The sequence below is a fragment of the Pseudarthrobacter sp. J1763 genome (genome assembly GCF_050490295.1).
Taxonomy (GTDB): Bacteria; Actinomycetota; Actinomycetes; order Actinomycetales; family Micrococcaceae; genus JBNPEO01.
This window is the reverse complement of sequence record NZ_JBNPEN010000006.1, coordinates 136812-157364: the sequence shown is the minus strand read 5'-3', so window position 1 is coordinate 157364 and position 20553 is coordinate 136812. Positions and strand designations below refer to the sequence as shown.

Below are 20553 nucleotides of genomic sequence, written 5' to 3'. Positions count from 1 at the left end.
CTCCACCTGCGTCCGCGCGCCCCTACGGGTGTAAAGTTGACCACGCCCATCAGGGCAGATTTATACGACAGGGGAGCGCCGCCGTCGGACCTTAACGGGTCAGCTGTGTGGGTGCTGAGAGTGCGGATGACCGCAGACCCTCGAACCTGATCCGGTTAGTACCGGCGATAGGGAGTCGAGTTCTCGAAGTGTGCCGGGGCCGCAAGACGCCGGGGCGCTTTCCCCTCCTGTTTCCTCAGGAGGAAGACATGACAACGCAAGTAGCTGCTCAGCAACGTAAAAGCTGGCGCGTAGTAGACATTGTGGTTGCGGCACTGATTGCCGTAGCCGGTGGCGTTATTTTCTGGGCTTGGTCCCAAGGCGCCAACCTTATTTCCCCCGCAACCGTGGCGTACCCGCCGCTGTCCGGACTCTATGCCGGTGGCTGGATGATTCCGGCAGTATTGGGCATGCTGATCATCCGCAAGCCCGGTGCCGCACTCTTTTGTGAGGCTGTGGCATCCATGGGCGAGTTGCTGATGGGTTCCCAGTATGGGGTTACGGTGCTGATCTCCGGCATTCTGCAGGGTTTGGGCGCCGAGTTAGTGTTCGCTGCGCTGAAGTACCGCAACTTTAATCTCACCGCTTCCCTGCTGGCCGGTGCAGGCGCTGGTTTGTTCTGTGGCCTCAATGACTGCTTCCTCCCGTGGGGTTGGAACATTGCCTATTCCGGTGCGGACAAGCTCGTCTACATCGTCTTCACCACCATCTCCGGAGCCATCATCGCCGGTGCGTTGTCATGGATCGCCACGCGCGGCTTGGCCACCACCGGCGTATTGAGCTCCTTTGCCTCGCGCCGTGCTGACAAGGAGCCGGCGTTCTCCTGATGGCCTCATCAGCTGCGGCTTTCCGGCCGGCAAGCGTCCGGGCGCAGGGCTGGGGGTGGCGGCATGCTGGCCGCTCCACCCCGGCCGTCCGCGGGCTAGATTTGGATATTCGGCCCGGCGAACGGGTACTACTTTTGGGCCCGTCCGGTGCCGGAAAGTCCACGGTTTTACATGCCCTCGCCGGCGTTTTGGGAGATAACGACGCCGGGGCCGCGCCTCACGCCGCTACCGCACCTAGGGCGGTAAGCGACACTGAGGAATCCGAGCAACAGGGCACCTTGCTGCTGGACGGCTTGGATCCGCGGGCGGCCCGCGGCCGGGCAGGGTTAGTTCAGCAAGACCCGGAAAGCCAAGTGGTGTTGAGCCGCATTGGTGACGATGTGGCGTTCGGTGCGGAGAACCTGGCCGTGCCCCGCGAGGAAATCTGGCCACGGGTGCGCGAGGCGCTGGCCGACGTCGGACTTTCTCACTTGCCTTTGTGGCACTCCACGGCGGAACTGTCCGGTGGTCAGAAACAGCGCCTCGCGTTGGCGGGCGTATTGGCGATGCGCCCTGGGATCATTTTGTTGGACGAGCCCACCGCAAATCTGGACCCGGCCGGTGTGCTGGAAGTCCGCGATGCCGTGGAACGCTGTGTGGAGAAAACTGGTGCCACACTACTGGTGGTTGAGCACCGGGTCTCCGTATGGAAAGACCTCGTGGACAGGATTGTGGTGCTGGGCCCGGACGGTGTGCTTTCGGACGGACATCCGGGCGCGGTGCTGACCCACAATGAGGACCTGCTCAAAGCGGCCGGGGTGTGGGTGCCGGGCTGGGTGCCCGAAGTTCGGGGACGCAACGCCACGGTTATGGCCGAAGATCTTGGAAACAAGCCGCTACTGAGCGCAATGGACCTCGCTGTGTCCCGCACAAAAGCCACACGCCGCGGATTTAGACGAATCCCAGCCGTCCCGGTTCTCAATGGTGTTAATACTGTCCTGAAGCATGGCGAAGCCCTGAGTGTTACCGGGCCAAACGGTGCCGGAAAATCCACTTTTGCCCTGACCTTGGCCGGGCTGCTGGCTCCCGTCTCTGGCCAGGTCAATGCTGGCGAGCCACTGGCTCGCGGCGCGGGAACTGACCCCTACCGATGGAAGCCCAAGGAACTGATCGAGCGGATTGGCACGGTATTTCAGGAACCCGAGCATCAATTTGTGACAGGAAAAGTGATCGACGAACTGCACTTTGGGCCTGCGCAATTGGGCCGCGGTGACGAGCGCGTTGAAGAGCTTATGGCCCGCTTGCGGTTGGAAAAACTTGCCGACGCCAACCCGTATACCCTTTCCGGCGGTGAAAAACGGCGACTCTCCGTTGCCACAGTGCTGGCCGCGCACCCCGATGTATTGGTCTTGGATGAGCCAACCTTCGGGCAGGACGCCAATACATGGGCCGAACTTGCGTCCTTGCTCACCGAGCTCCTGGACGCCGGGACCGCCGTTGTCGCAGTCACGCACGACGCCGAATTCACTCACGTTTTGGGTGGGGCTCAGTTGAAACTGAGTCCGGAAGCGCACTCGGAAGCGCACTCGGAAAGGGAAGCGCAGGCATGAGCGCCACGGTACCTTTGCCGCATAACGACACCCAAACCCCCGGTGGGGCGCTGCTGAGCCGGGCCAATCCGCTGGCCAAATTCGCCGCCGTCGTAATCATTACCTTGGCGCTGGTGCTGTCCATTGACTGGCTGTCAGCCTCCGTGGCTCTCGCAGCTGAATTGCTGATACTGCCGCTGGCCGGGCTGAGTGCTCGGCAATTGTTCCAGCGAGGCTGGCCACTACTCTTGGCGGCGATCCTGGGCGGTTGGTCTACGGCGCTGCTGGCGCCGGAACACGGGAGAATGCTGTTCGACGTCGGCATCTGGTCCATGAGCGAAGGCTCACTGACCTTGGGGCTGGCGTTTATGTTGCGCGGTTTGGCTGTTGCGTTGCCAGCCGTGCTGTTGATGGCTTGCACGGATCCCACAGACTTGGCGGATTCGCTGGCTCAGCAGGCCAAGTTGCCACACCGTTTTGTGCTGGGGACATTGGCTGCGCTGCGGCTCGTGGGGATCATGGTCCAGGAATGGCAGACCATTGGGATGGCGCGGCGCGCCCGGGGCGTAGGGGCCACCGGGAATCCCTTGGTGCGGATCAAGGCGAAGCTGGGGCAGAGTTTTGGGTTGCTGGTGCAGGCGATCCGGCGGGCGTCACGGCTAGCGGTGACCATGGAGGCGCGCGGTTTTGGTGCCGGCGAACGCTCGTGGGCACGGCCTGCGGCGTACAGTGGGATGGACGTTTGGGTGCTGGGCGGTGGCTTGTTGATTGCGCTAGCAGCGGTGAGCGCGGCCGTTGTGTGTGGCACGTGGAACTTTGTATTTACCCAGCAGTAAGCCGCACTGGGTTATGCCAAATATCGCATGAGGTGACTTAGGGCTCACTAAAGGAGCCCTTCGGCGCGTCGATTCGACTTAAATAACTCATGGATGATATTTCTTAAGCTATGACTCAGCAGACTGTTGAACACGTTGGTGCACTACTTCGCGATGCTCGTGGAGAAAAAGGTTGGACCCAAGGCCAGTTGGCTTCAGAGCTGGGGACTAGCCAAAGTGCCGTGGCGCGAATGGAAACCGGGCGGCAAAACCTCAGCCTGAAAATGATCCAGCGCCTCGAGGACATTTTTGGCCGCAGCATAGTCAAGGTGGGCCGTCAGCAAATGACCCACTTGCGCGTTGAGGGTGGACGTACTCTCTCCGGTGCCGTAGACGTCAATACCTCCAAAAACGCGGGTGTGGCACTGCTGTGCGCTAGCTTGATCAACCGCGGAACCACCATCCTGCGCCGCTTGGCCCGTATTGAAGAGGTCAACCGAATTGTTGAAGTGCTGACCAGTATTGGTGTGGAGTGCACGTGGCTGAACGCCAACGACTTGCAGATTCGCCGCCCCGCCACCTTGGACTTGGATTCCATGGACGTGGCTGCCGCTCGCCGCACGCGCAGCGTCATTATGCTTTTGGGCCCTCTTTTGGATGAGCGGGCCGAATACCAGCTGCCGTATGCCGGTGGTTGCGATCTAGGTACCCGGACAGTGGAACCTCACATGCAGGCCTTGCGTCAGTTTGGCCTTGAGGTGGAGGCGAAGTCCGGTTTCTACTCGGTTCAGGCGCCGCCGGCCGATTCGCATGATCGCAACTTTGTGCTGACCGAGCGTGGCGACACTGTCACCGAGAATGCCATTATGGCTGCCGCGCACCGTCAGGGCACCACAGTTATCCGCAATGCCAGCCCTAACTACATGGTGCAGGACCTCTGCTTCTACTTGGAGATGCTTGGCGTCAAGATAGAGGGTGTCGGTACCACCACGCTGCGTATCACCGGCCGCCCGGCCATCAACGCTGACATCGAATACTTCCCCTCCGAGGATCCCATCGAGGCGATGAGCCTGATCACCGCTGCGATTGTCACCAATTCTGAGGTGACTATCCGCCGGGTGCCCATCGAGTTTATGGAGATCGAGCTGAACATGCTCGAACACATGGGCCAGGAATTGGAGATTTCCGGGGAGTACGTGGCACGTAACGGCCGCACCCGTTTGGTGGATGTCACCACCAAGCCGTCTGAGTTGCGTGCCGCGGTGGACAAGATCCACCCGATGCCGTTCCCTGGTTTGAACATCGACAACCTGCCGTTCTTTGCCGTGATTGCCGGCAATGCCACAGGTCAGACCATGATTCATGACTGGGTCTACGAGAACCGCGCCATCTACTTGACCGAGCTGAACAAGCTGGGCGCTAACGTTCAGTTGCTGGATCCGCACCGGATTTACGTCAACGGGCCTACCAAGTGGCGCGCCGCTGAGGTTGGTTGCCCGCCGGCGTTGCGGCCCGCTGCATGCATTTTGTTGGCGATGCTGGCAGCTCGTGGAACCTCCGAGCTGCGCAACATCTACGTGATTGAGCGCGGCTACGAGGACCTGGCCGAGCGTTTGAACAGCATCGGCGCCGGGATCGAGTACTTCCAGGACTGACGTCGATTGTTCGTATGCGGCCCGGCGGATCTTTCATGCGCCGGGCCGCGTACTGCGTTAAAGCGATTCTGCTGCCGAACAGGGCAGAATGGCCCCATGCGTACTTTTGGTGTTGAGGAAGAACTGCTGATTGTGGATCCGGTAACGGGTGTGCCATTGGCCATCGCGGACCGGCTTCTTGCCGAGGATACTGCTCCCGAGGGCGAGGGGCTCACGGCCGAGTTCAAGCTTGAGCAGATTGAAACTCAAACCGAGCCGTGCTCCGATTACGCCGAGTTATTGCGCCAGATCCGGGCGAGCCGTGCCATGGCTGATGCCGCAGCGCACGCCCATGGTGCCCGCATCGCAGCCTTGGCAACGTCCCCTGTTGCTACGGAGCCGCACACCACACCGATGCAGCGGACCGCTGAAATCAACCGCAGGTTTGGGCTGATGGCCGCCGATCAACTCACCTGTGGTTTCCATGTTCACACCTCCGTGGAATCGGATGAAGAAGGTGTGGCCATTCTGGACCGAATGCGCGAATGGTTGCCCGTGTTGGTCGCTCTGAGCGCCAACTCTCCATACTGGAATGGCAAGGAATCCGGTTACGCGAGCTATCGGAGCCAGGCTTGGAACCGTTGGCCAATGGCGGGGCCCACCGAGGTTTTTGGGTCGCTGGAGAATTACCGCAGCCTGGTGGATCGGATGGTTGGCACCGGTGTCGCCTTGGATCAGGGCATGATTTATTTCGACGCGCGGGTGTCTAAGGACCAGCCGACCGTGGAGGTGCGCGTGGCAGATATTTGTCTCCGTGCCGAGGACGCTGCTTTGTTGGCGGTGCTGGTTCGCGCTTTGGTTGAGACTTCCGCGCGCTCGGCTGTGGCCGGAAATGCGCCCGCATGCACGCCGGTGGTGTTGCTGGAGATGGCGTCGTGGCAAGCGAGCCGTGCCGGGATCGACGGCGAGCTGCTGCATCCGGAAACCTTCACGCCTCAGCCGGCCCGCGCCGTCGTCGACTCCTTGCTGGAGCATGTACGCGAGGTGCTTCAAGAGCAGGGCGAATGGGACGTGGCTGCCGCGGCCGTGGCTGACATTTTTGCCCGCGGCAACGGTGCGCGCGTGCAACGTGAAGCGTTTGAGACCAGCGGCGGGTTTGCGGGTGTGGTGGCCAAGGCGGTGGGTGTAACGCACGACGGCGCTGGGCCGCTAGGCGCTTCACGCTCGCGCGAGAACGAGCCAAGTCCAAAGCTCAAGCGGGTCCTTCCCGGGATCTAAAGCGACTTCGAAACTGGCTTCAAAAGCTCGGACTTTTTCTAGATGAGACGGCGTAGAACTGCTGCCGCCAGGTCAGGCCGCTATGCCTGTTGACGGCGATGAGCGCGCCGATTCCAGCCACAAGAACCGCTAAGCCGCCAACTCCGATGGCCCAGCGGGGGCCGAATTCGGTGCCGATCCAACCCATGAGTGGGGCGCCGATGGCGGTTCCTCCCTGCAGGACGGCCAAGTACAGTGCCAGGACGCGGCCCCGGAATTGTGGGTCCGCTGAGAGCTGGATGCTGGTGTTGCAGCTGTTCAGGAACGTGATTGATGCTAGGCCTACTGGAATCAGGATGACCGCATAAACCCAGAAGTTGGGGGAGATGCTTGCGATCAGCGTGAAGAATCCCAAGGCCAAGGCGCCGCCGAGCAGAAACCTCAGACGTGGGCCGGATCTGCGGGCCGCGAGAAGTGCGCCAGCCAGGGTGCCCACGGCCATAATGGAGCCCAGGAGTCCGAACTCGCCGGGGCCCATGCCAAATTCTTCGGTGGACATCAAGGCGTTGGTGACGGGGAAGTTCATGCCGAACGCTCCAAGGATCCCCACCATCACCAGAATCAGCACAAGGTCGGGGCGTTCACGCACGTAGCTCAGGCCATCCAGCACTTGGTGTTTGCCTCTAACCACGGCAGGTGCTGGTGAGAGGTCAGCGATTCGGATGCGCAACAATGACACGATGACGGCTGCGAAGCTGGCCGCGTTGAGTAGGAAAACCGGGCCTGTGCCGATCCATGCGATCAGCACGCCGGCGATGGCTGGGCCAGTGAGCCGAGCGGTATTGAATGAGGCAGAGTTCAGCGCTACAGCGTTGGCTAGATTCTTGGACTCCACAAGTTCAGAGACAAACGCCTGCCGCGCTGGCCCGTCCACTGCGCTTGCCACGCCTAGGATTAGTGCGGCCAGGTAGACCTGCCAGAGCTGTGCCGAGCCGGTCATAACCAGTAGGCCCACAAGGAGTCCGGTGAGGCCCATGGCCGTCTGTGTCCACAGCAGGATGATGCGTTTACGGTACCGGTCAGCAAGGACCCCGCCGTAGGGGCCCAGTAGCAGCATGGGTAGGAATTGGAGCCCGGAAGTAATACCGACGGCGGTTCCTGAGTGGTCGGTCAGGATCGTCAGCACTAGCCAGTCTTGTGCGATTCTCTGCATCCAAGTGCCGATGTTGGACACCAGTGCACCGCTAGCCCAGAGGCGGTAATTGCGGTTTTCAAGAGCGCGGAACATTGACTTCATTTGGCGCTCATTTCCTGCATGATGTGTGCAGCGCGGCTGAGGGTTGCCTGGTCCTCTTCGCTGAGCCCGGCGACGCGTTGAGCAAGCCATGCCGTCCGCTGGTTTCGAGCCTCATTAAGCACAGCTTCACCGGCTGGTGTGATGGATACCAGGATTTGGCGCCGATCCTCGGGGTGCGGTGTCCGCTCCACAAATTGCTGGTCCGTGAGAGCGTTGACTATTCGGGTCATGGATGGCGCCTGAACGTGTTCCAGTTCGGCGAGTCCACTCAAGGTGTGTGGGGCGCCTTGAAGATGGGCCAACACGGTGTACTGGCCGGGTGTAATAGCGTCACCGGTGCCTTCGATGCGAAGCCGCCGGGAGGTTCGCATCACTGCGGTCCGGAGCTCAATGGCCAGCGTGTCGGCGGGGCTTTTCTGCTCTGATTTTGCGCTGTGTTCTTGATTGCTTGGCATCGGTTCTCCGCAGTTTCGCTAATACTTAGCAGGGCTAAGTAGCAATGCTAAGTATTCTCCTAAAGGCGCAACAATGCAAGGAGTTATTAGATAGCGCGGCCCCTACTTAGGGGGCGCTGGGGATCCTGAAACGGGCTGCTCGGAGACGTCTAGGACCCAGCGGACGGTTGACGGAGCCTCTACATGAACCGAGAATTCCGGGCCAGCAGGAGTGTCCAAAGCAGAGGATAGGCCGTACGGTTCATTTGTTCGGCAAGGCAGTACAACGTGCAGTTCAGAGTTGAGGGTCACTTTCAGATCTCCTGGACCCTGGCACAGAGCCCGGATCAGGATGGCAGGGCTCTTTGTTTCCAGCGGGCCGGAATCGTAGCCGCCGGTTCGTTCTGGAACGGCAGTCAGCATTCTGCCCTCAGTGGGCCCCAAAAACCCGAGGGACTTGTCACTGGGCGAGGCCGATAGTGAGATGTCGCTCGCGGGCGTATTTGGCTCGCTAGTGGTTTGGGTGGCGCTTACCGTAGGGTTGGTCGAAGCCGCAGAACCGCTCGGTGAAGGGCCCGGCGCTGCCGTGGAGCCGTCGTCGTAAGTGCACGCAGAAAGCGCCACGGCAGTGATCGCAGCAACAGACCATCCCAGCGCAACTTTGGACCTGAATCGCATCATTTCCCCCACTCAACAGTGGAGTCAATGTACACCAAAGTCGCGCTAGGTGGCCGTCACAAAGGAACCTTAGGCAGCGAGCGCCCGATCGAAGTCGGCGATGAGGTCCTCAGGGTCTTCGAGTCCCACGGAAAGCCGCACCACGCCGTCGCTCAATCCAATCGCCGCACGCCCCTCGGGGCCCATGGCCCGGTGAGTGGTGGTGGCCGGATGCGTGATGAGTGATTTGGAGTCGCCCAGGTTGTTGGAAATATCCACAATCCGCAGCCCGTCCAGTAGGGCGAAGGCCGCTTCCTTGGCCGTTCGCCCGTCAGTTTCAGCCAGTTCAAAAGTCAGCACCGTGCCGCCAGCCTTCATCTGCTTGACGGCCAGATCGTACTGCGGGTGGGACTTCAAAAGCGGGTACTTCACCCAGCTCACACCCGGCTGCTGTTCAAGCCACTCGGCAAGGCGAAGCGCTGTGGAGGACGAGCGAGTGACCCGCAAATCCATGGTCTCCAGCCCCTTGGTCAGTACCCAGGCGTTGAAGGAGGATAGCGCCGGGCCGGTGTGCCTCATCAGGTTCCTGACCGGGCCGTCAATAAATTCTTTGGTGCCCAGAATGGCGCCACCCATCACACGTCCTTGACCGTCGATGTGCTTGGTGCCTGAGTAGACAATGACGTCAGCGCCCAAGTCTCCGCAGCGCTGGAGTAAAGGCGTGGCAAAAACGTTGTCCGCCACAACTTTGGCCCCCGCCGCGTGGGCAAGTTGTGAAACCGCGGCAATGTCCACAATTTCTTGCATGGGGTTGGACGGGGATTCAAAAAAGACTGCTTGTGTGGGGACTGAGAGGGCTTCCCTCCACTGATCCAAATCTGGGCCGTCAACGAATACTGTTTCAACGCCCCAGCGGGGAAGGATTTCATTCAAGATCACAAAACAAGAGCCAAAGAGTGAGCGCGAAGCTACTACTCGGTCCCCGGCGGCCAACAGTGCACCGAGTGCGGTGAACACAGCAGACATGCCGGAGGCCGTGGCGAAACATGCCTCGGTGCCTTCTAGAAGCCGCAGTCGCTCCTGGAAAGTGGCCACGGAGGGATTGCCATAGCGGGAATACACAAAGCGTTCGTCTTCGCCCGTGAACGCCCGCTCAGCTGCGGCCGCGCTCTCGTAAACGAATCCTGAGTTCAGGAACAGCGCCTCGGAAGTTTCCTGGAAACCAGTCCGGTCCAAACCTCCACGCACCGCCTGGGTGGTGGGGCTCCAAGATTCGGCGTCAGGGTTAAAAGTCATAATTCAGCGCCCCAAATTGGTAGGTAGCCCGCTGTTCTTCCAGCCGTTCACTATCCGGTCCCCATAAGCGTCTGGAACGCCTTCGAAGCCCTCCAGTATGTTGAAGGACCTAAAGCCGGCAGCGGTAGCTGCCTCGGCTGCGGCGATGGACCGCTGACCTGAACGGCACAAGAAAATCAGTTCGGCGTCGTCGTTCTTTGGTGCTTGTGCACGCAAGTCATCCAGAAAGTCCGGGTTCTGCACGCCACCGGCGAGGTTCCACTGGATAAAGAGGGCGTCGTTGGGTGTTTCCTTGGTTTCCGGGATGCCGATGTGTGCCCATTCCGCCTCGGTACGAACGTCCACCAGCACGGCTCCGGCCAGCAGTTTTTCCCACGCCTGGGCGGGTGTGAGGTCGCCAGCGTAGCTCATGCCTGGCCCTGTGCTTCCTTCAAAACCACTGCCTGGGCGGCGATCACGGAGGTGCCGTTGAAAGTGACGGACGGGCTGCCGTGCAGTTCGTAACCGTCGGCAAGGGCCGCGGAGATCCGCTCGCAGAATTCGCGGGTGTCAGGGCCGGTGATCAGACGGTAGGCCAGTTTTTCTGTGGGGGCTTGCTCGGTGGTTGCCGGTACGGATTCGGCGAGGATTTCAGACATCCGGGTACTCCTTTTCTGCGCGCTTGCAGACCGCGTTCCGGCCTGCCGAGTATTCACCTGAGGCACCCCGCCGCGGAAGGGAGGGTTGCCGACCGGTCAGTCAGGGCCTGGGACCGGTGCTCATTACTCAGCAAAAACATAGCACCGATAACGACGCCGGGACGTCCCGGCGTCGTTATGTTGCGTAACGCTGTGGTTGGTTACGCCGTTTTGTCCTCGTTGTGGTGGGCGATTAGCTCGCGCTTGAGGATTTTGCCGCTGGGGCCGGTGGGGAACGCGTCCATCACTTTGATCACGCGCGGGTATTTGTACGCGGCAAGGCGTTCTGACCCGTACTCGAGTAAGCCTTTTTTTGTAATGGTGCTGCCCGGTGTCAGGACCACGGCGGCGGCGATTTCTTGGCCGTGAACTTCGTGGTCCACACCGTAAACCGCCACGCTCACAACGTCCGGGTGGGCGCTGAACACTTCTTCAACTTCGCGCGGGTACACGTTGTAGCCGTTGCGGATGATCATTTCTTTTTTGCGGTCCAGGATCCGCAGGTATCCCTCTTCGTCTTTGGTGCCAAGGTCGCCGGTGCGGAACCAGCCGTCCACCACGGCCTCGGCGGTGGCGTCGGGGCGGTTGAGGTAGCCCTTGAAGAGGTTGTGTCCGCGGACCACGAGTTCACCGAGTTCGCCGGTGGGCAGTAGCTCGATCGAGTCGGTGACTTCCGGGCGGGCGATCTCTACGTCAACTCCCCAGACTGCGGTTCCCACGGTTCCGGGGCGCGGCGGGACCCCAACGTGGTTGAAGCTGGCCACGGGGGAGGTCTCGGTGAGACCGTATCCTTCGTAGATTTCGGAGTCATACACCTCGCGGAATCGGTCCATCACGGCTAGGGGCAGTGAGGCGCCGCCGGAGATGCAGTACCGCAAGGCCGTGGGGCGTTCTGGGTTCTCTTTGGCTGCTTCCAGGAGGGCGATGTACATGGTGGGGACGCCGAAGAAGACGTTGATTTTGTGCTGGTTGACGGCTTCTAGGGCGGCGGCTCCGGTGAACTTTGGCAGCAGCACGATGGTTGCTCCGGCGCGGATTCCGGCATTGAGCACACAGGTCTGGCCGAAGGTGTGGAAGAGCGGTAGGCCGCCGAAAAGCACGTCGCCGCGGCGGACGTCGAAGGTGCTGGTCAATAAGGTGTTGACCTGTTCTACCAAGGCAAAGTGGCTGCCGAGCGCGCCTTTGGGTTTGCCCGTGGTGCCGGAGGTGTACAGGATGGTGGCGGTGTCTTCGGGGGCGCACGGGACGTAGCTGGGGATGGGTTCGGCAGCGGCGGATTCGTCTTCGACCCGTGCCGCTTCGGCGCCGCCTTCCGGAACCAGAACCGTCAAAAGTTCGACGCCGGCAGCTTGGGCACCCTTGGCGCCTTCGCCCAAGAGCGGGGCGGCACAGATCAACAATTCAGCGCCGCTGTCTTGGAGGACGTACTCAATTTCGTGGCCTTTAAGGAGGGCATGGAGCGGGACAACCACGCCGCCCAGGGCCAGAATGGCGTAGTAACAGCGGGCAAAGTCGGCAACGTTAGGGATGAGTACCGCTACGCGGCTACCGGGGCCAATTCCGCGCGCCCGCAACGCTCCGGCGTAGGCACGGGTCTGATCCCATAGTTCGCTGAAGCTGGTGTGTTCGTCCCCTACGACGAGTGCTGTGTCTTGAGGGAAACGCTTGGCAGATTCCGCCAAGATCGCCGCTACGGAGATGGTGCCGAAGGCGTCTTTGCCCGGCTGTGCTGCTTGGTTCATGCTGTTCGGCCTCATTCAATCCTGGGAGAGGTGAGCAGAATAATCCGCGAGGAACTTCTGCTCAGGTGGGCCAAGACTAGAAGTAGAAGTGAAGCCTGCGCAAGGGGTTTGGGCCGGTTGGTTTGGCGATAGCTACTCGCAGGTAGGGTGGGTACATGCCTCGAGAAGTCCAGAAGCCTGCCGGTTACGACGACTACAACGACGAATTGCTGGCAGCGATTTACGACGCCGACAACCCCGATGGCCCGGATCACGACTACTTCCGGTCGTTGGCGGCAAAGCTGAAAGCCGAGAGAATTACGGACCTCGGCTGCGGGACGGGAATCCTGACCGTCACGCTGAGCGCTCCGGGGCGAACCGTCGTCGGAATCGATCCGGCGGCTGCCATGCTGGACCGGGCTACTTCCCGGCCGAATGGTGCCTCGGTGGAGTGGCGTTTAGGCACCTCGAATTTGATCGATGACGGGGAAAATGACCTGATCCTCATGACGGGAAACGTTGCCATGCACATCCTGGGCGAGGGCTGGCATGCCACCCTCAAGGACATCGCTAGGGGTTTGAAGCCTGGGGGAAAGCTGGCATTCGAGACCCGGAATCCGAAGGCGCGGGCGTGGACAACGTGGAACGAGGACGGCACCGAGCGGAGCACCGCCGTCGGGCGTCTGTGGGAAACGACGGCGGTAACGGCGCCGGACGCGGCGGGGTGGTCACCATGCGCTGCCACAACGAATTTATTGACGCGGGGCACACGGCCGACGTCGAGCAGCGCCTTCAGTTCCGTACGCTCAGCCAAGTTTCTGAGGACTTGGAGCGTGCCGGCTTAGCGGTGGAAAACGTCTGGAACGGCTGGGACCGCTCGCCATTTACTGGGACAGCGGCGGAAAAAACCATGGTTTTTGAAGCGACGCGCACGATAGGCGGTTTGTTGTGGACTTGAACAATAATTGGCGGCGTTCTGTGATCGCTATTTGGCGTCATCGGCTACCAGGGAGTCATCAACCGCGACTGAACCCGGCAGAAGTCCCAGCCAAGGCGCCGGGCGATAGAACGTCGCTCTGAATCTTCCGAGGCTGCGTAAGACCTCGGCCGCTGTCTGTCCGCTGTGCATGAGGCTTCGGGCATTGCGTATTGGGCTTTCGGTGATGATTCGCGGGCGAGCGCGTCGAGCGCCGAGAATCATCTATCTTGATAAATTAGTTCGAGACGAACGCTGACACTGCTTTTGGAATTCGAACGACATGAACGACCGAAGGTCGATTTACGAGCAGGCATCTCTTCAGCACGACGGGAACTGGTGGAGCAAAGCAGGGCCGATGTTGGAATCTGCTTCCGCTGTGGCTACTCAGCCTACGGCGAGTCCCGCGGCCACGAGGTCGGGCAGGCCGCGCGCGGCAAGCGTTTCCCAGATTTGGTAGTCGTCACTCGGCGCGATCGCGCCAGAGCAGGGTACAGCTATCACGTTCAAACCCGCATCGCAGGCGCTGCGCAGCCCGGCGGGAGAATCCTCGATGGCGACCGAGCCGGATGTGGGCAGATCCAGCCGTTTGAGGGCGAGCACGTACGGATCGGGGGCTGGCTTGTGCCTGGTCACCATGTTCGCCGTCACGATTTGAGCGAAATAGGGTCGTGGTAGCTGTTCCAGGATGTCGATGACATTCATCTCGAGCGACATCGTCACCAGAGCCTGCCGGACGCCATTCTGGTGCGCAGTCTCGAGCATTTCTAGAGCCCCAGGCCGCCACAGGACTCCGTCCTGGCGATTCAGGGTTCGCATCCGTTCAGTAAGTGCCGAGGTGAGCGAGCCTAGCGTGCCTGCCGCTCCGCGTTCCCTCAGCATGCCTGCCAGCATCGGGATAGCACGACCGGAGATATCCACCGGTGACGGCCTCCACTCTTTAATACCCGATTCCTCAGCGATCTCCCAGCAGACGGCCGCCCATCGTTGCTCGCTGTCGATCAGGGTCCCGTCGAGGTCCCAGAGCAGGGCGCCTCCGGACTCAGCGGACACGCGATAGCGATCGCTCGATGCGGCGGCCGGTCTCAGCGTCGAAGAGCTGCGCGTCCTCGTCGCCGAAGCTCAGCGACACGGAGTCGCCTCGACGCACGCGCACGCTCTGGTCGGTACGGACTGCGAGTCTGACATCGCCGACCGTGACCTCCAGGATCCGGGTGGAACCTTCGAAGATAGTGGTGTGCACAATGGCAGTCGCATGGTACCGGCCCGTGCTGTCGATTCGCACGTGCTCCGGACGCACTCCGACCCTCACCTCTCGGGCGGTGGTGCGCTCCTCAACGTCACCGAAGATAGTGCGGTAGCCGCCATCGACTGCCGTTCCAGGGAGAAGATTCATCGGAGGAGACCCTATGAAGCCCGCAACGAACACCGTCGCCGGCTCGTTATAGATTTCATCGGGCGTGCCAATCTGCTCGAAGCATCCCTTGTTGATCACGGCAATCCGGTCGGCCAAGGCCATGGCATCGCTCTGGTCATGCGTGACGTGGATCGACGTCGCCCCCGTCGTCCGCATCAGATCGGCGATTTCCTGGCGCAGCGCGATGTGCAGCTGGGCATCGAGCCCGGACAGGGGCTCGTCGAGTAGCACCAAGCGAGCCTGCCGGGCGAGAGCTCGGGCGAGGGCGACTCGCTGCCGCTGGCCCCCCGACATTTGCCGGGGTTTACGGTCGAGTAGATCCTCGATATCCATCCGCTTCGCGAACTCCAGACCTCGCTGACGCGCCGCGGCACGATCCAGACCCAGGCCGTGCCGAAGGCCGAGGGTGATGTTCTCGAGCGCGCTCATGTGGGGGTAGAGCGCGAAGTGCTGGAAGACGATGGCTACATCGCGTTCGTGGGGCGGGAGATTCTGCTGGGGTTTCCCTCCGATTAGCACGTCGCCGGAGTCAAGCGCCTCGAGTCCAGCCACAATGCGAAGCAGGGTGGACTTCCCCGATCCAGAGGGCCCGAGGATGACGAGGGATTCACCGGCGGCGACCTCGATTGAGACGTCGTTGACCGCGGTTACGCCGCCGAATTGTTTGACTAGATGGCGAAGGGAAACCTCAGCAGACATGTTCGTGCTCCTTTGTTTGTTTACTTCGTGAGTGCGCTGATGCGATCGGCGGTGCTGGGAACGACGTCGTTGACGTCTTCGCCCTGGTCGACCATCGACTGCACCATGTCCTGCAGGTACTGGTTGGTGCGTCCAAGGTTTTCGCCAGCCCAGCCAGATCCGGCAACCGGGGTGCCCTCGTATCGCCAGGCGTAGCCGAGCGGGCCGTCGGCCTCGGGGCGCTGGAGCAGTTCGGCTTTGGCCTCGGTGTCGACCGGGATGTAGCTATTGGCCAGCGAGCTCGTCAGGATGACCTCAGGGTCGAGCATGGCGCCGATCAGCTCGTTGCTGAACGCAGCCCGGCAGGCATCGTCGGAGAGCACCATCCAGCCGTTACCACCCGCGGGGAGCTTCGCGGTGCCGCCGTCAGGGATCGGCATGTCCGAGATAGTCCAGTCGAACGAGTCGCCGATGCTGGCAGCCACGCTCGCGCCCACGGCGGGCGTGGCAAAGAAGTAGGCCACGTTTCCCTGCGTGAACTGGGCGATCGAGTCTTGCCAGCTCACCTGGTCTTCGAGCTTTTCGTCGCCGATGGTCTGATAAATCTTGAGCGCTGCCCGCCCTTCCTCGCTGTCGAAGCCCGCGGTGCCGTCCTTGTTTACGAACGTGCCGCCACCACTGCCGACGAAGGCCTGGACAAACCACCAGGCGATGTTGTCACGAGGGATCTGGATCGGGGTGGAGACGTCCGTCTTTTCCTGGATGGCACGCGCGTCCTCGAGGACTTCAGAGTGGGTGGTCGGCAGTGCGTCGATGCCAGCGGACTCGGCGAGGGTGGTGTTCGTGTAGAGCACGGGCACCGAGATCTGGAAAGGAGCGACGTAAGTCGTACCGTCGACCGTGCCGACGCTGAGATAGTCCCGGTCGTAACTGTCGCGGAGCGAATCAGTGTCAATCGCCTGTGGGCTGTATTTCTCCACCCAGAATTTGAGTTGGTCCAGGCCAAGCATGATCACGTCGGGACGGGATCCAGCGGCGATGTCAGCGACGACCTGCTGCGTGAGTTCGTCGTAGCTGGTGCCCTCGGGAGCAGCCTTGAGGTTGACGGTTAGGCCTGAGTACTTCTTCTCCAGCGTCTCCTTGCCAAGCTCGGCGGCGGCTTGACCTTGGCTGGCGTATTGGGCGGAAATGGTGACGCCGCTCGGATCGCAGGAGCTGACGTCGACCTGCGCGCTCGGAGCGGTCTCCTGGGCGGCCGAGCAGCCGGTCAGGGCGAGTGTGGAGGCAATGAGGCCAGCGCCAAAGGCGAGAGCTCTTCTGGGTACGGGCATGGGGATACTCACAATCTGTGCGGAGGAATGAAGAGGTGGTGAGGAGGTGGATAACGGGAGGTATTTGCGAGGCGTTGGACGTCAGCCCGGGAGTTCGCCGCCGGCTATGCCGCTGACGAACTTGCGTTGGGCCACGATGAACAGCACCACTATCGGCAGGGTCACGAGCAGGGCTGCCGCGGCAAGTTCGCCGTAGGAGGTGCCTGTCTCGGCCTGTTGGAACACTGATAGTGCGAGAGGAGGTGTGTAGAGCGAGCTGTCGCGCGCTACCAACAAGGGCCACAGATAGTCGTTCCAGTGCGTAAAAATCGACAGCACCGAGAAGGCCGCGATCGATGGCATCGACGTCGGGACGACGACACGCAGCAGGGTGGAGAACACGCCGAGGCCGTCGGCCTTCGCGGCCTCGAGCAGTGCGTCGGGGATCGTGACCATGTATTGCCTGAGCATGAAGATCCCGATGGCGCTCGTTGTGAAGGGCAGGACGAGGGCGGCGAAGGTGTTTGCGAGCCCCACCGAGCCGATTCCGAGATAGAGCGGAAGCGCGATGGCCTGGGTGGGGATCAGGAGGCACGCGAGCACGATCGCGAAGGCAGCATCGCGGCCACGGAAGCGCAGCTTGGCAAAGGCGTATGCCGCGGGTATGACCGTCACGAGCTGTGCGGCCAGGATGCCAAGGGTGACGAGTGCGCCGTTGAGCATGGCTTGGCCCAGGTTCGCTTGGTCCCAAGCGCGGGTGAAGTTGCCGAGGTCTAGGGATTCGGGAAGCAGCTGCAAGCCATCGAGCACGGCCTCGTCGGCAGGAGAGACCGACATGCGAAACATCCAGACGACGGGAAATACCGAGATCGCGGCGAATACGGTGACCGCCACAATCTGAATGCTCCTGCCTATCAAACGTCGGGTGCGGTGTGTGGTGCGCATTAGAGTTCCTTGTCTCCGAGGAAGGCTCGACGGCGAAGCACGCCAATGAGCACGAGAACGACCAGTAGCAGTGTTGACACTGCAGCCGCTTGACCGAGGTCGAAGTAGACAAAGCCGAGTCGCCAGGTCATGGTCAGGATGGTTTCCGTAGCCCCGAGCGGTCCCCCGCCGGTGAGGACGTTGACTGTGTCGAACACCTGCACCGCCTGCAGAACGGCCATGACTGTTGCAAACACGGTCGTCGGTCGAAGCAGGGGCAGTGTTACGCGACGAAACGTCGACCACGGGCCGAGGCCATCGGCGGCGGATGCCTCGTAGAGCGCCGTCGGGATGCTCGTCAAGCCTGCCAAATAGAAAATCATGACAAACGACGTCAGCCGCCAGATTCCAACCAGTGCCACGGTGATCAACGCGTACCTGGAGTCACCAAGAAAGTTGATCGGGGCTAGGCCGACCAGCGCAAGTGCCTCGTTTACAAAACCGCCACGGTTAGCGAAAATCCAGCGGAACACCACGGCCATCGCGACCATGTTGGTGGCGAAGGGCAGGAATAGGAGCACCTGAAGAAGTGGCCTGGCCCGCCGAAACGAGGCAACCAGAAGGGCCAGGCCCAGTCCGAGGACCAGGCTCGGGATGATCGTCATCGCTGAATACAGCACGGTATTCCAGATCGACTCGACAACCGCGGGGTCGGAGAAGAGAGCCGTGTAGTTCTGCAGCCCAGCCCAGCGCCACACAGTTCGGTCGCCGAGGTCGATTTGGAACAGGCTTCCCACGAGCGCAAGAACGCCGGGCAGTAGCAGAAAGAGCCCGATCAGGATCAGCGCTGGCAGGGCAAGCGCCCAGCCGCCGATTCGTATGCCCCTCACAAGCGTTCCCCCGCGAGCGTGGCGAGCGGGTAGGCCGCGAGAAGACCGTCACGATGCAGCGCGACGGCCGTGCCGTCGTGCACGACCAGCGGAGCCAGGATCGGAACTCCGGTGGCGAAGCGGCCCAGCTCGTCACCCGTGCGCGCGTCTAGCGTGACGATGTCACCGTCGAGCGCCGGGATCAGCAGCCGGTCGCCCACCGTGGTCGCCTGGGCGAAGAGCGGATGAGGACTGCGCCGGTAGGTCAGGAAGCACTCGTCGGAGTCGGCCGCAATTTCCGTGCGCCAAAGCTGCTCGCCCGAGACGGGGTCGAGCATCGCGACAGCGCCGCCGGCGTCGACGACTAACACGCCGTGGCTGCCGAGATTGACCCCGACAGGGTTCCACGGCACTGAGGTCGGGTACGACCAGCGTATTGCGGAACCGGACGCCGAACGCCGGAAGACATTCGTCAGTCCAGTGGCGATCAGGTCGCCCGTTGCAGGGTCAACGCTGGGGGTGCGTATCGGCAGGCCGGCGCCGCTCGTCAAGACATCGAACAAGCCTTCAGCCACCACCTCGTTAGAGTTCGCGATCGTCTCGCCCGTTTTCGGGTCAAGTCGTACGGGCGTGCTCGGCTCGGGAAACCCCGCCCAGAGCACCGTCGTCAGGCTGCCGTTCGCTCCCGATCGGTCGACTACCGGGGCGCTGAGGGTGATGAAGATCTGATACGCGGCGATGTCCGATCGCTCCCACACGATCTCGCCTGTGCTCTGGTCGAGGGCTCGGAGTGCAGCCTGGTCGCCAACCAAAACGAGTCCGTCGACGAGTGTCGGTGGGTAGAAGCCAAAGCGCCGAAGCGGGTCCGATGTCGGCCGCTGCCACAACATCTCACCCGTGCTCGGGTCGTGCGCCCACGTCGTTCCAGACACAGTCGAGCTGATGATAGCCGCGGTCCCGGCACCCGCGGGCGCGCTACGCAGCGGAGCGTCAAGACTGGCCTGCCACAGGGGCTTTCCCGAGCAGGCGTCGTATGCGGCCAGCGCGCCGCGGGCCTCATCATCGAGCGCGAGCGGTACGAGCACCCGACCGTCAGCAACGATGAAAGGTGTGCGCTGTCCAATCGCCGGGGTCGATGTGCTCCAGAGTGCCTGTGTGGTGCGGGCCCAACCTGAACGGGTGTCGGATTGTGGAGGATAGGTTTGGTGTGACCCTGTGGTGATCCGCTCGCCGTCCCACACAACGATGCGATATGTGGCCGGAGAGTTGTCTACACCGCCGAACATGGCCGGAGGGGTGTTCACGTGCAGCGTGGGGCCGCTCGCGACGACCCGGGAGGTGTGCCGGTGGCCGGAGAACGTCGCGATCGGGGCACTGGGCAGCCCGTCGAGAATGGAGCGCCACGGCTGGTCGTGACAGAGCATGATCCACGGAGTCCCGGTCGCGAGCATCTCAAGGTCGGCGCGTAGCCAGGTGTCCTGGGTCTCGTGGTCTAGACCGAGTTCATGCGTGAACCAGTCCACGGCAACGACGTGGAGGCCAGGTAGATCAAACGAATACCACCTGGGCCCCAGGTAGTCTTCGTAATGCCTGGGCTCCCCGGAATGGATGGCATAGCCGTTGCGGCTAACCAGATCCGTCGGATCCGGAACGAGATGGTCGTGGTTTCCCGGGATCGCGTAGACAGCCAACTCGGTCGTTGCGGTCGCAGCGACGAAAGCTGCGAATTCTTCGGGCAGACCACGGTCGGTCAGGTCTCCCGTGACGACGAAGGCCTCGAGTCCCGGATGAGCCGCGGCGATCTCGCGGAAGGCCTGCGACAGGCGTTCGCCGGTCCCGATTTCGGCCGGTTGGGGATAGCCGGCTCCCGTGCCGAGGTGGGTGTCTGTGAGATGTGCAAAACGGACGGGCAGCTGCACCGGAGCTGGGCTGAGGGTGAATACCGGGTCGATCGCGCTTGCGCCGACGTACCATCGGTCGACCCGCCATCCAGCCGGCCGGGTAATGAACACGGGTCCGCGGACCTGGTCAATCCGAAATCGCCCATCCTCGTCGGTGCGAGTGACCCGTAAGCCGTCGCTGACGACGACTCCTGGCATCGGTGAGCCTGCATCACTTAGTACGGTGCCTTGCATAATTTCCCTCTCTGCGTCTCTC

Annotated in this window: 18 protein-coding genes, 1 pseudogene and 2 riboswitches; of the genes and pseudogenes, 6 read left to right on the top strand and 13 right to left on the bottom strand. The window is 61.8% G+C overall.

The features are described from left to right. Positions 1 to 59 precede the first annotated feature (59 nt). Positions 60 to 191, top strand: a riboswitch (TPP riboswitch). 57 nt (positions 192 to 248) lie between these two features. The 5 genes from ACQQCD_RS08255 to ACQQCD_RS08235 all read left to right on the top strand — a co-directional run bounded on the left by ACQQCD_RS08255 (position 249) and on the right by ACQQCD_RS08235 (position 6161). Further along, a complete protein-coding gene (locus ACQQCD_RS08255; protein WP_430267912.1) occupies positions 249 to 866 on the top strand; it encodes an ECF transporter S component in 618 nt (205 codons plus the stop codon). After that, the gene (locus ACQQCD_RS08250; protein WP_430267911.1) at positions 866 to 2455 is read left to right on the top strand and encodes an ABC transporter ATP-binding protein; all 1590 of its coding nucleotides are present in this window, start codon (positions 866 to 868) and stop codon (positions 2453 to 2455) included. The genes ACQQCD_RS08255 and ACQQCD_RS08250 overlap by 1 nt, the downstream gene beginning before the upstream one ends. After that, a complete protein-coding gene (locus ACQQCD_RS08245; protein ID WP_430267910.1) occupies positions 2452 to 3270 on the top strand; it encodes an energy-coupling factor transporter transmembrane component T family protein in 819 nt (272 codons plus the stop codon). The genes ACQQCD_RS08250 and ACQQCD_RS08245 overlap by 4 nt, the downstream gene beginning before the upstream one ends. A gap of 110 nt (positions 3271 to 3380) precedes the next feature. After that, positions 3381 to 4904, top strand: coding sequence for a UDP-N-acetylglucosamine 1-carboxyvinyltransferase (locus tag ACQQCD_RS08240; protein WP_430267909.1), 1524 nt, complete (start codon positions 3381 to 3383; stop codon positions 4902 to 4904). 96 nt (positions 4905 to 5000) lie between these two features. Continuing rightward, positions 5001 to 6161: a glutamate--cysteine ligase gene (locus ACQQCD_RS08235; RefSeq protein ID WP_430267908.1), complete on the top strand. Its 1161-nt coding sequence runs from the start codon at positions 5001 to 5003 to the stop codon at positions 6159 to 6161. A 19-nt stretch (positions 6162 to 6180) separates the two neighbouring features. Here ACQQCD_RS08235 and ACQQCD_RS08230 read toward each other — a convergent pair whose 3' ends face one another. The 7 genes and pseudogenes from ACQQCD_RS08230 to ACQQCD_RS08200 all read right to left on the bottom strand — a co-directional run bounded on the left by ACQQCD_RS08230 (position 6181) and on the right by ACQQCD_RS08200 (position 12243). Next, entirely contained in the window at positions 6181 to 7437 is a 1257-nt protein-coding gene (locus ACQQCD_RS08230) for an MFS transporter (RefSeq protein ID WP_430267907.1), read from the bottom strand. Continuing rightward, a complete protein-coding gene (locus tag ACQQCD_RS08225) occupies positions 7434 to 7892 on the bottom strand; it encodes a MarR family winged helix-turn-helix transcriptional regulator (RefSeq protein ID WP_430267906.1) in 459 nt (152 codons plus the stop codon). Before ACQQCD_RS08225 ends, ACQQCD_RS08230 begins: the two co-directional genes overlap by 4 nt. 102 nt (positions 7893 to 7994) lie before the next feature. Further along, entirely contained in the window at positions 7995 to 8552 is a 558-nt protein-coding gene (locus ACQQCD_RS08220) for a hypothetical protein (protein WP_430267905.1), read from the bottom strand. Between the two features lie 66 nt (positions 8553 to 8618). After that, positions 8619 to 9824 carry an O-succinylhomoserine sulfhydrylase gene (locus ACQQCD_RS08215; protein WP_430267904.1) on the bottom strand — a complete coding sequence of 402 codons (1206 nt, stop codon included), beginning with the start codon at positions 9822 to 9824 and terminating at the stop codon, positions 8619 to 8621. 3 nt (positions 9825 to 9827) lie between these two features. Further along, positions 9828 to 10235 carry a rhodanese-like domain-containing protein gene (locus ACQQCD_RS08210; RefSeq protein ID WP_430267903.1) on the bottom strand — a complete coding sequence of 136 codons (408 nt, stop codon included), beginning with the start codon at positions 10233 to 10235 and terminating at the stop codon, positions 9828 to 9830. Beyond that, positions 10235 to 10462 (bottom strand): annotated as a pseudogene (locus ACQQCD_RS08205) (DUF1737 domain-containing protein); the annotation flags it as partial. The pseudogene ACQQCD_RS08205 and the gene ACQQCD_RS08210, both read right to left, overlap by 1 nt. A 14-nt stretch (positions 10463 to 10476) precedes the next feature. Beyond that, positions 10477 to 10590, bottom strand: a riboswitch (SAM riboswitch). Positions 10591 to 10662: 72 nt separating this feature from the next. Continuing rightward, entirely contained in the window at positions 10663 to 12243 is a 1581-nt protein-coding gene (locus ACQQCD_RS08200) for a long-chain-fatty-acid--CoA ligase (protein ID WP_430267902.1), read from the bottom strand. Between the two features lie 155 nt (positions 12244 to 12398). Between ACQQCD_RS08200 and ACQQCD_RS08195 the strand changes: the two genes are divergently transcribed. Further along, positions 12399 to 13067: a class I SAM-dependent methyltransferase gene (locus ACQQCD_RS08195; RefSeq protein ID WP_430267901.1), complete on the top strand. Its 669-nt coding sequence runs from the start codon at positions 12399 to 12401 to the stop codon at positions 13065 to 13067. A 518-nt stretch (positions 13068 to 13585) separates the two neighbouring features. Here ACQQCD_RS08195 and ACQQCD_RS08190 read toward each other — a convergent pair. From ACQQCD_RS08190 to ACQQCD_RS08165, 6 genes are all read right to left on the bottom strand, one after another. Then, positions 13586 to 14251, bottom strand: a complete 666-nt coding sequence (locus ACQQCD_RS08190) for an HAD family hydrolase (protein WP_045245711.1) — start codon at positions 14249 to 14251, stop codon at positions 13586 to 13588. Then, a complete protein-coding gene (locus ACQQCD_RS08185) occupies positions 14241 to 15314 on the bottom strand; it encodes an ABC transporter ATP-binding protein (protein ID WP_045245710.1) in 1074 nt (357 codons plus the stop codon). Before ACQQCD_RS08185 ends, ACQQCD_RS08190 begins: the two co-directional genes overlap by 11 nt. Before the next feature lie 20 nt (positions 15315 to 15334). Next, a complete protein-coding gene (locus ACQQCD_RS08180; RefSeq protein ID WP_158505496.1) occupies positions 15335 to 16624 on the bottom strand; it encodes an ABC transporter substrate-binding protein in 1290 nt (429 codons plus the stop codon). A gap of 81 nt (positions 16625 to 16705) precedes the next feature. Continuing rightward, positions 16706 to 17548 carry a carbohydrate ABC transporter permease gene (locus tag ACQQCD_RS08175; protein WP_158505497.1) on the bottom strand — a complete coding sequence of 281 codons (843 nt, stop codon included), beginning with the start codon at positions 17546 to 17548 and terminating at the stop codon, positions 16706 to 16708. Continuing rightward, complete coding sequence (locus ACQQCD_RS08170) at positions 17548 to 18417, bottom strand: carbohydrate ABC transporter permease (RefSeq protein WP_045245719.1); 870 nt, start codon at positions 18415 to 18417, stop codon at positions 17548 to 17550. The genes ACQQCD_RS08175 and ACQQCD_RS08170 overlap by 1 nt, the downstream gene beginning before the upstream one ends. Next, positions 18414 to 20531: a PQQ-binding-like beta-propeller repeat protein gene (locus tag ACQQCD_RS08165; RefSeq protein ID WP_084603745.1), complete on the bottom strand. Its 2118-nt coding sequence runs from the start codon at positions 20529 to 20531 to the stop codon at positions 18414 to 18416. Before ACQQCD_RS08165 ends, ACQQCD_RS08170 begins: the two co-directional genes overlap by 4 nt. Between the last annotated feature and the right edge of the window lie 22 nt (positions 20532 to 20553).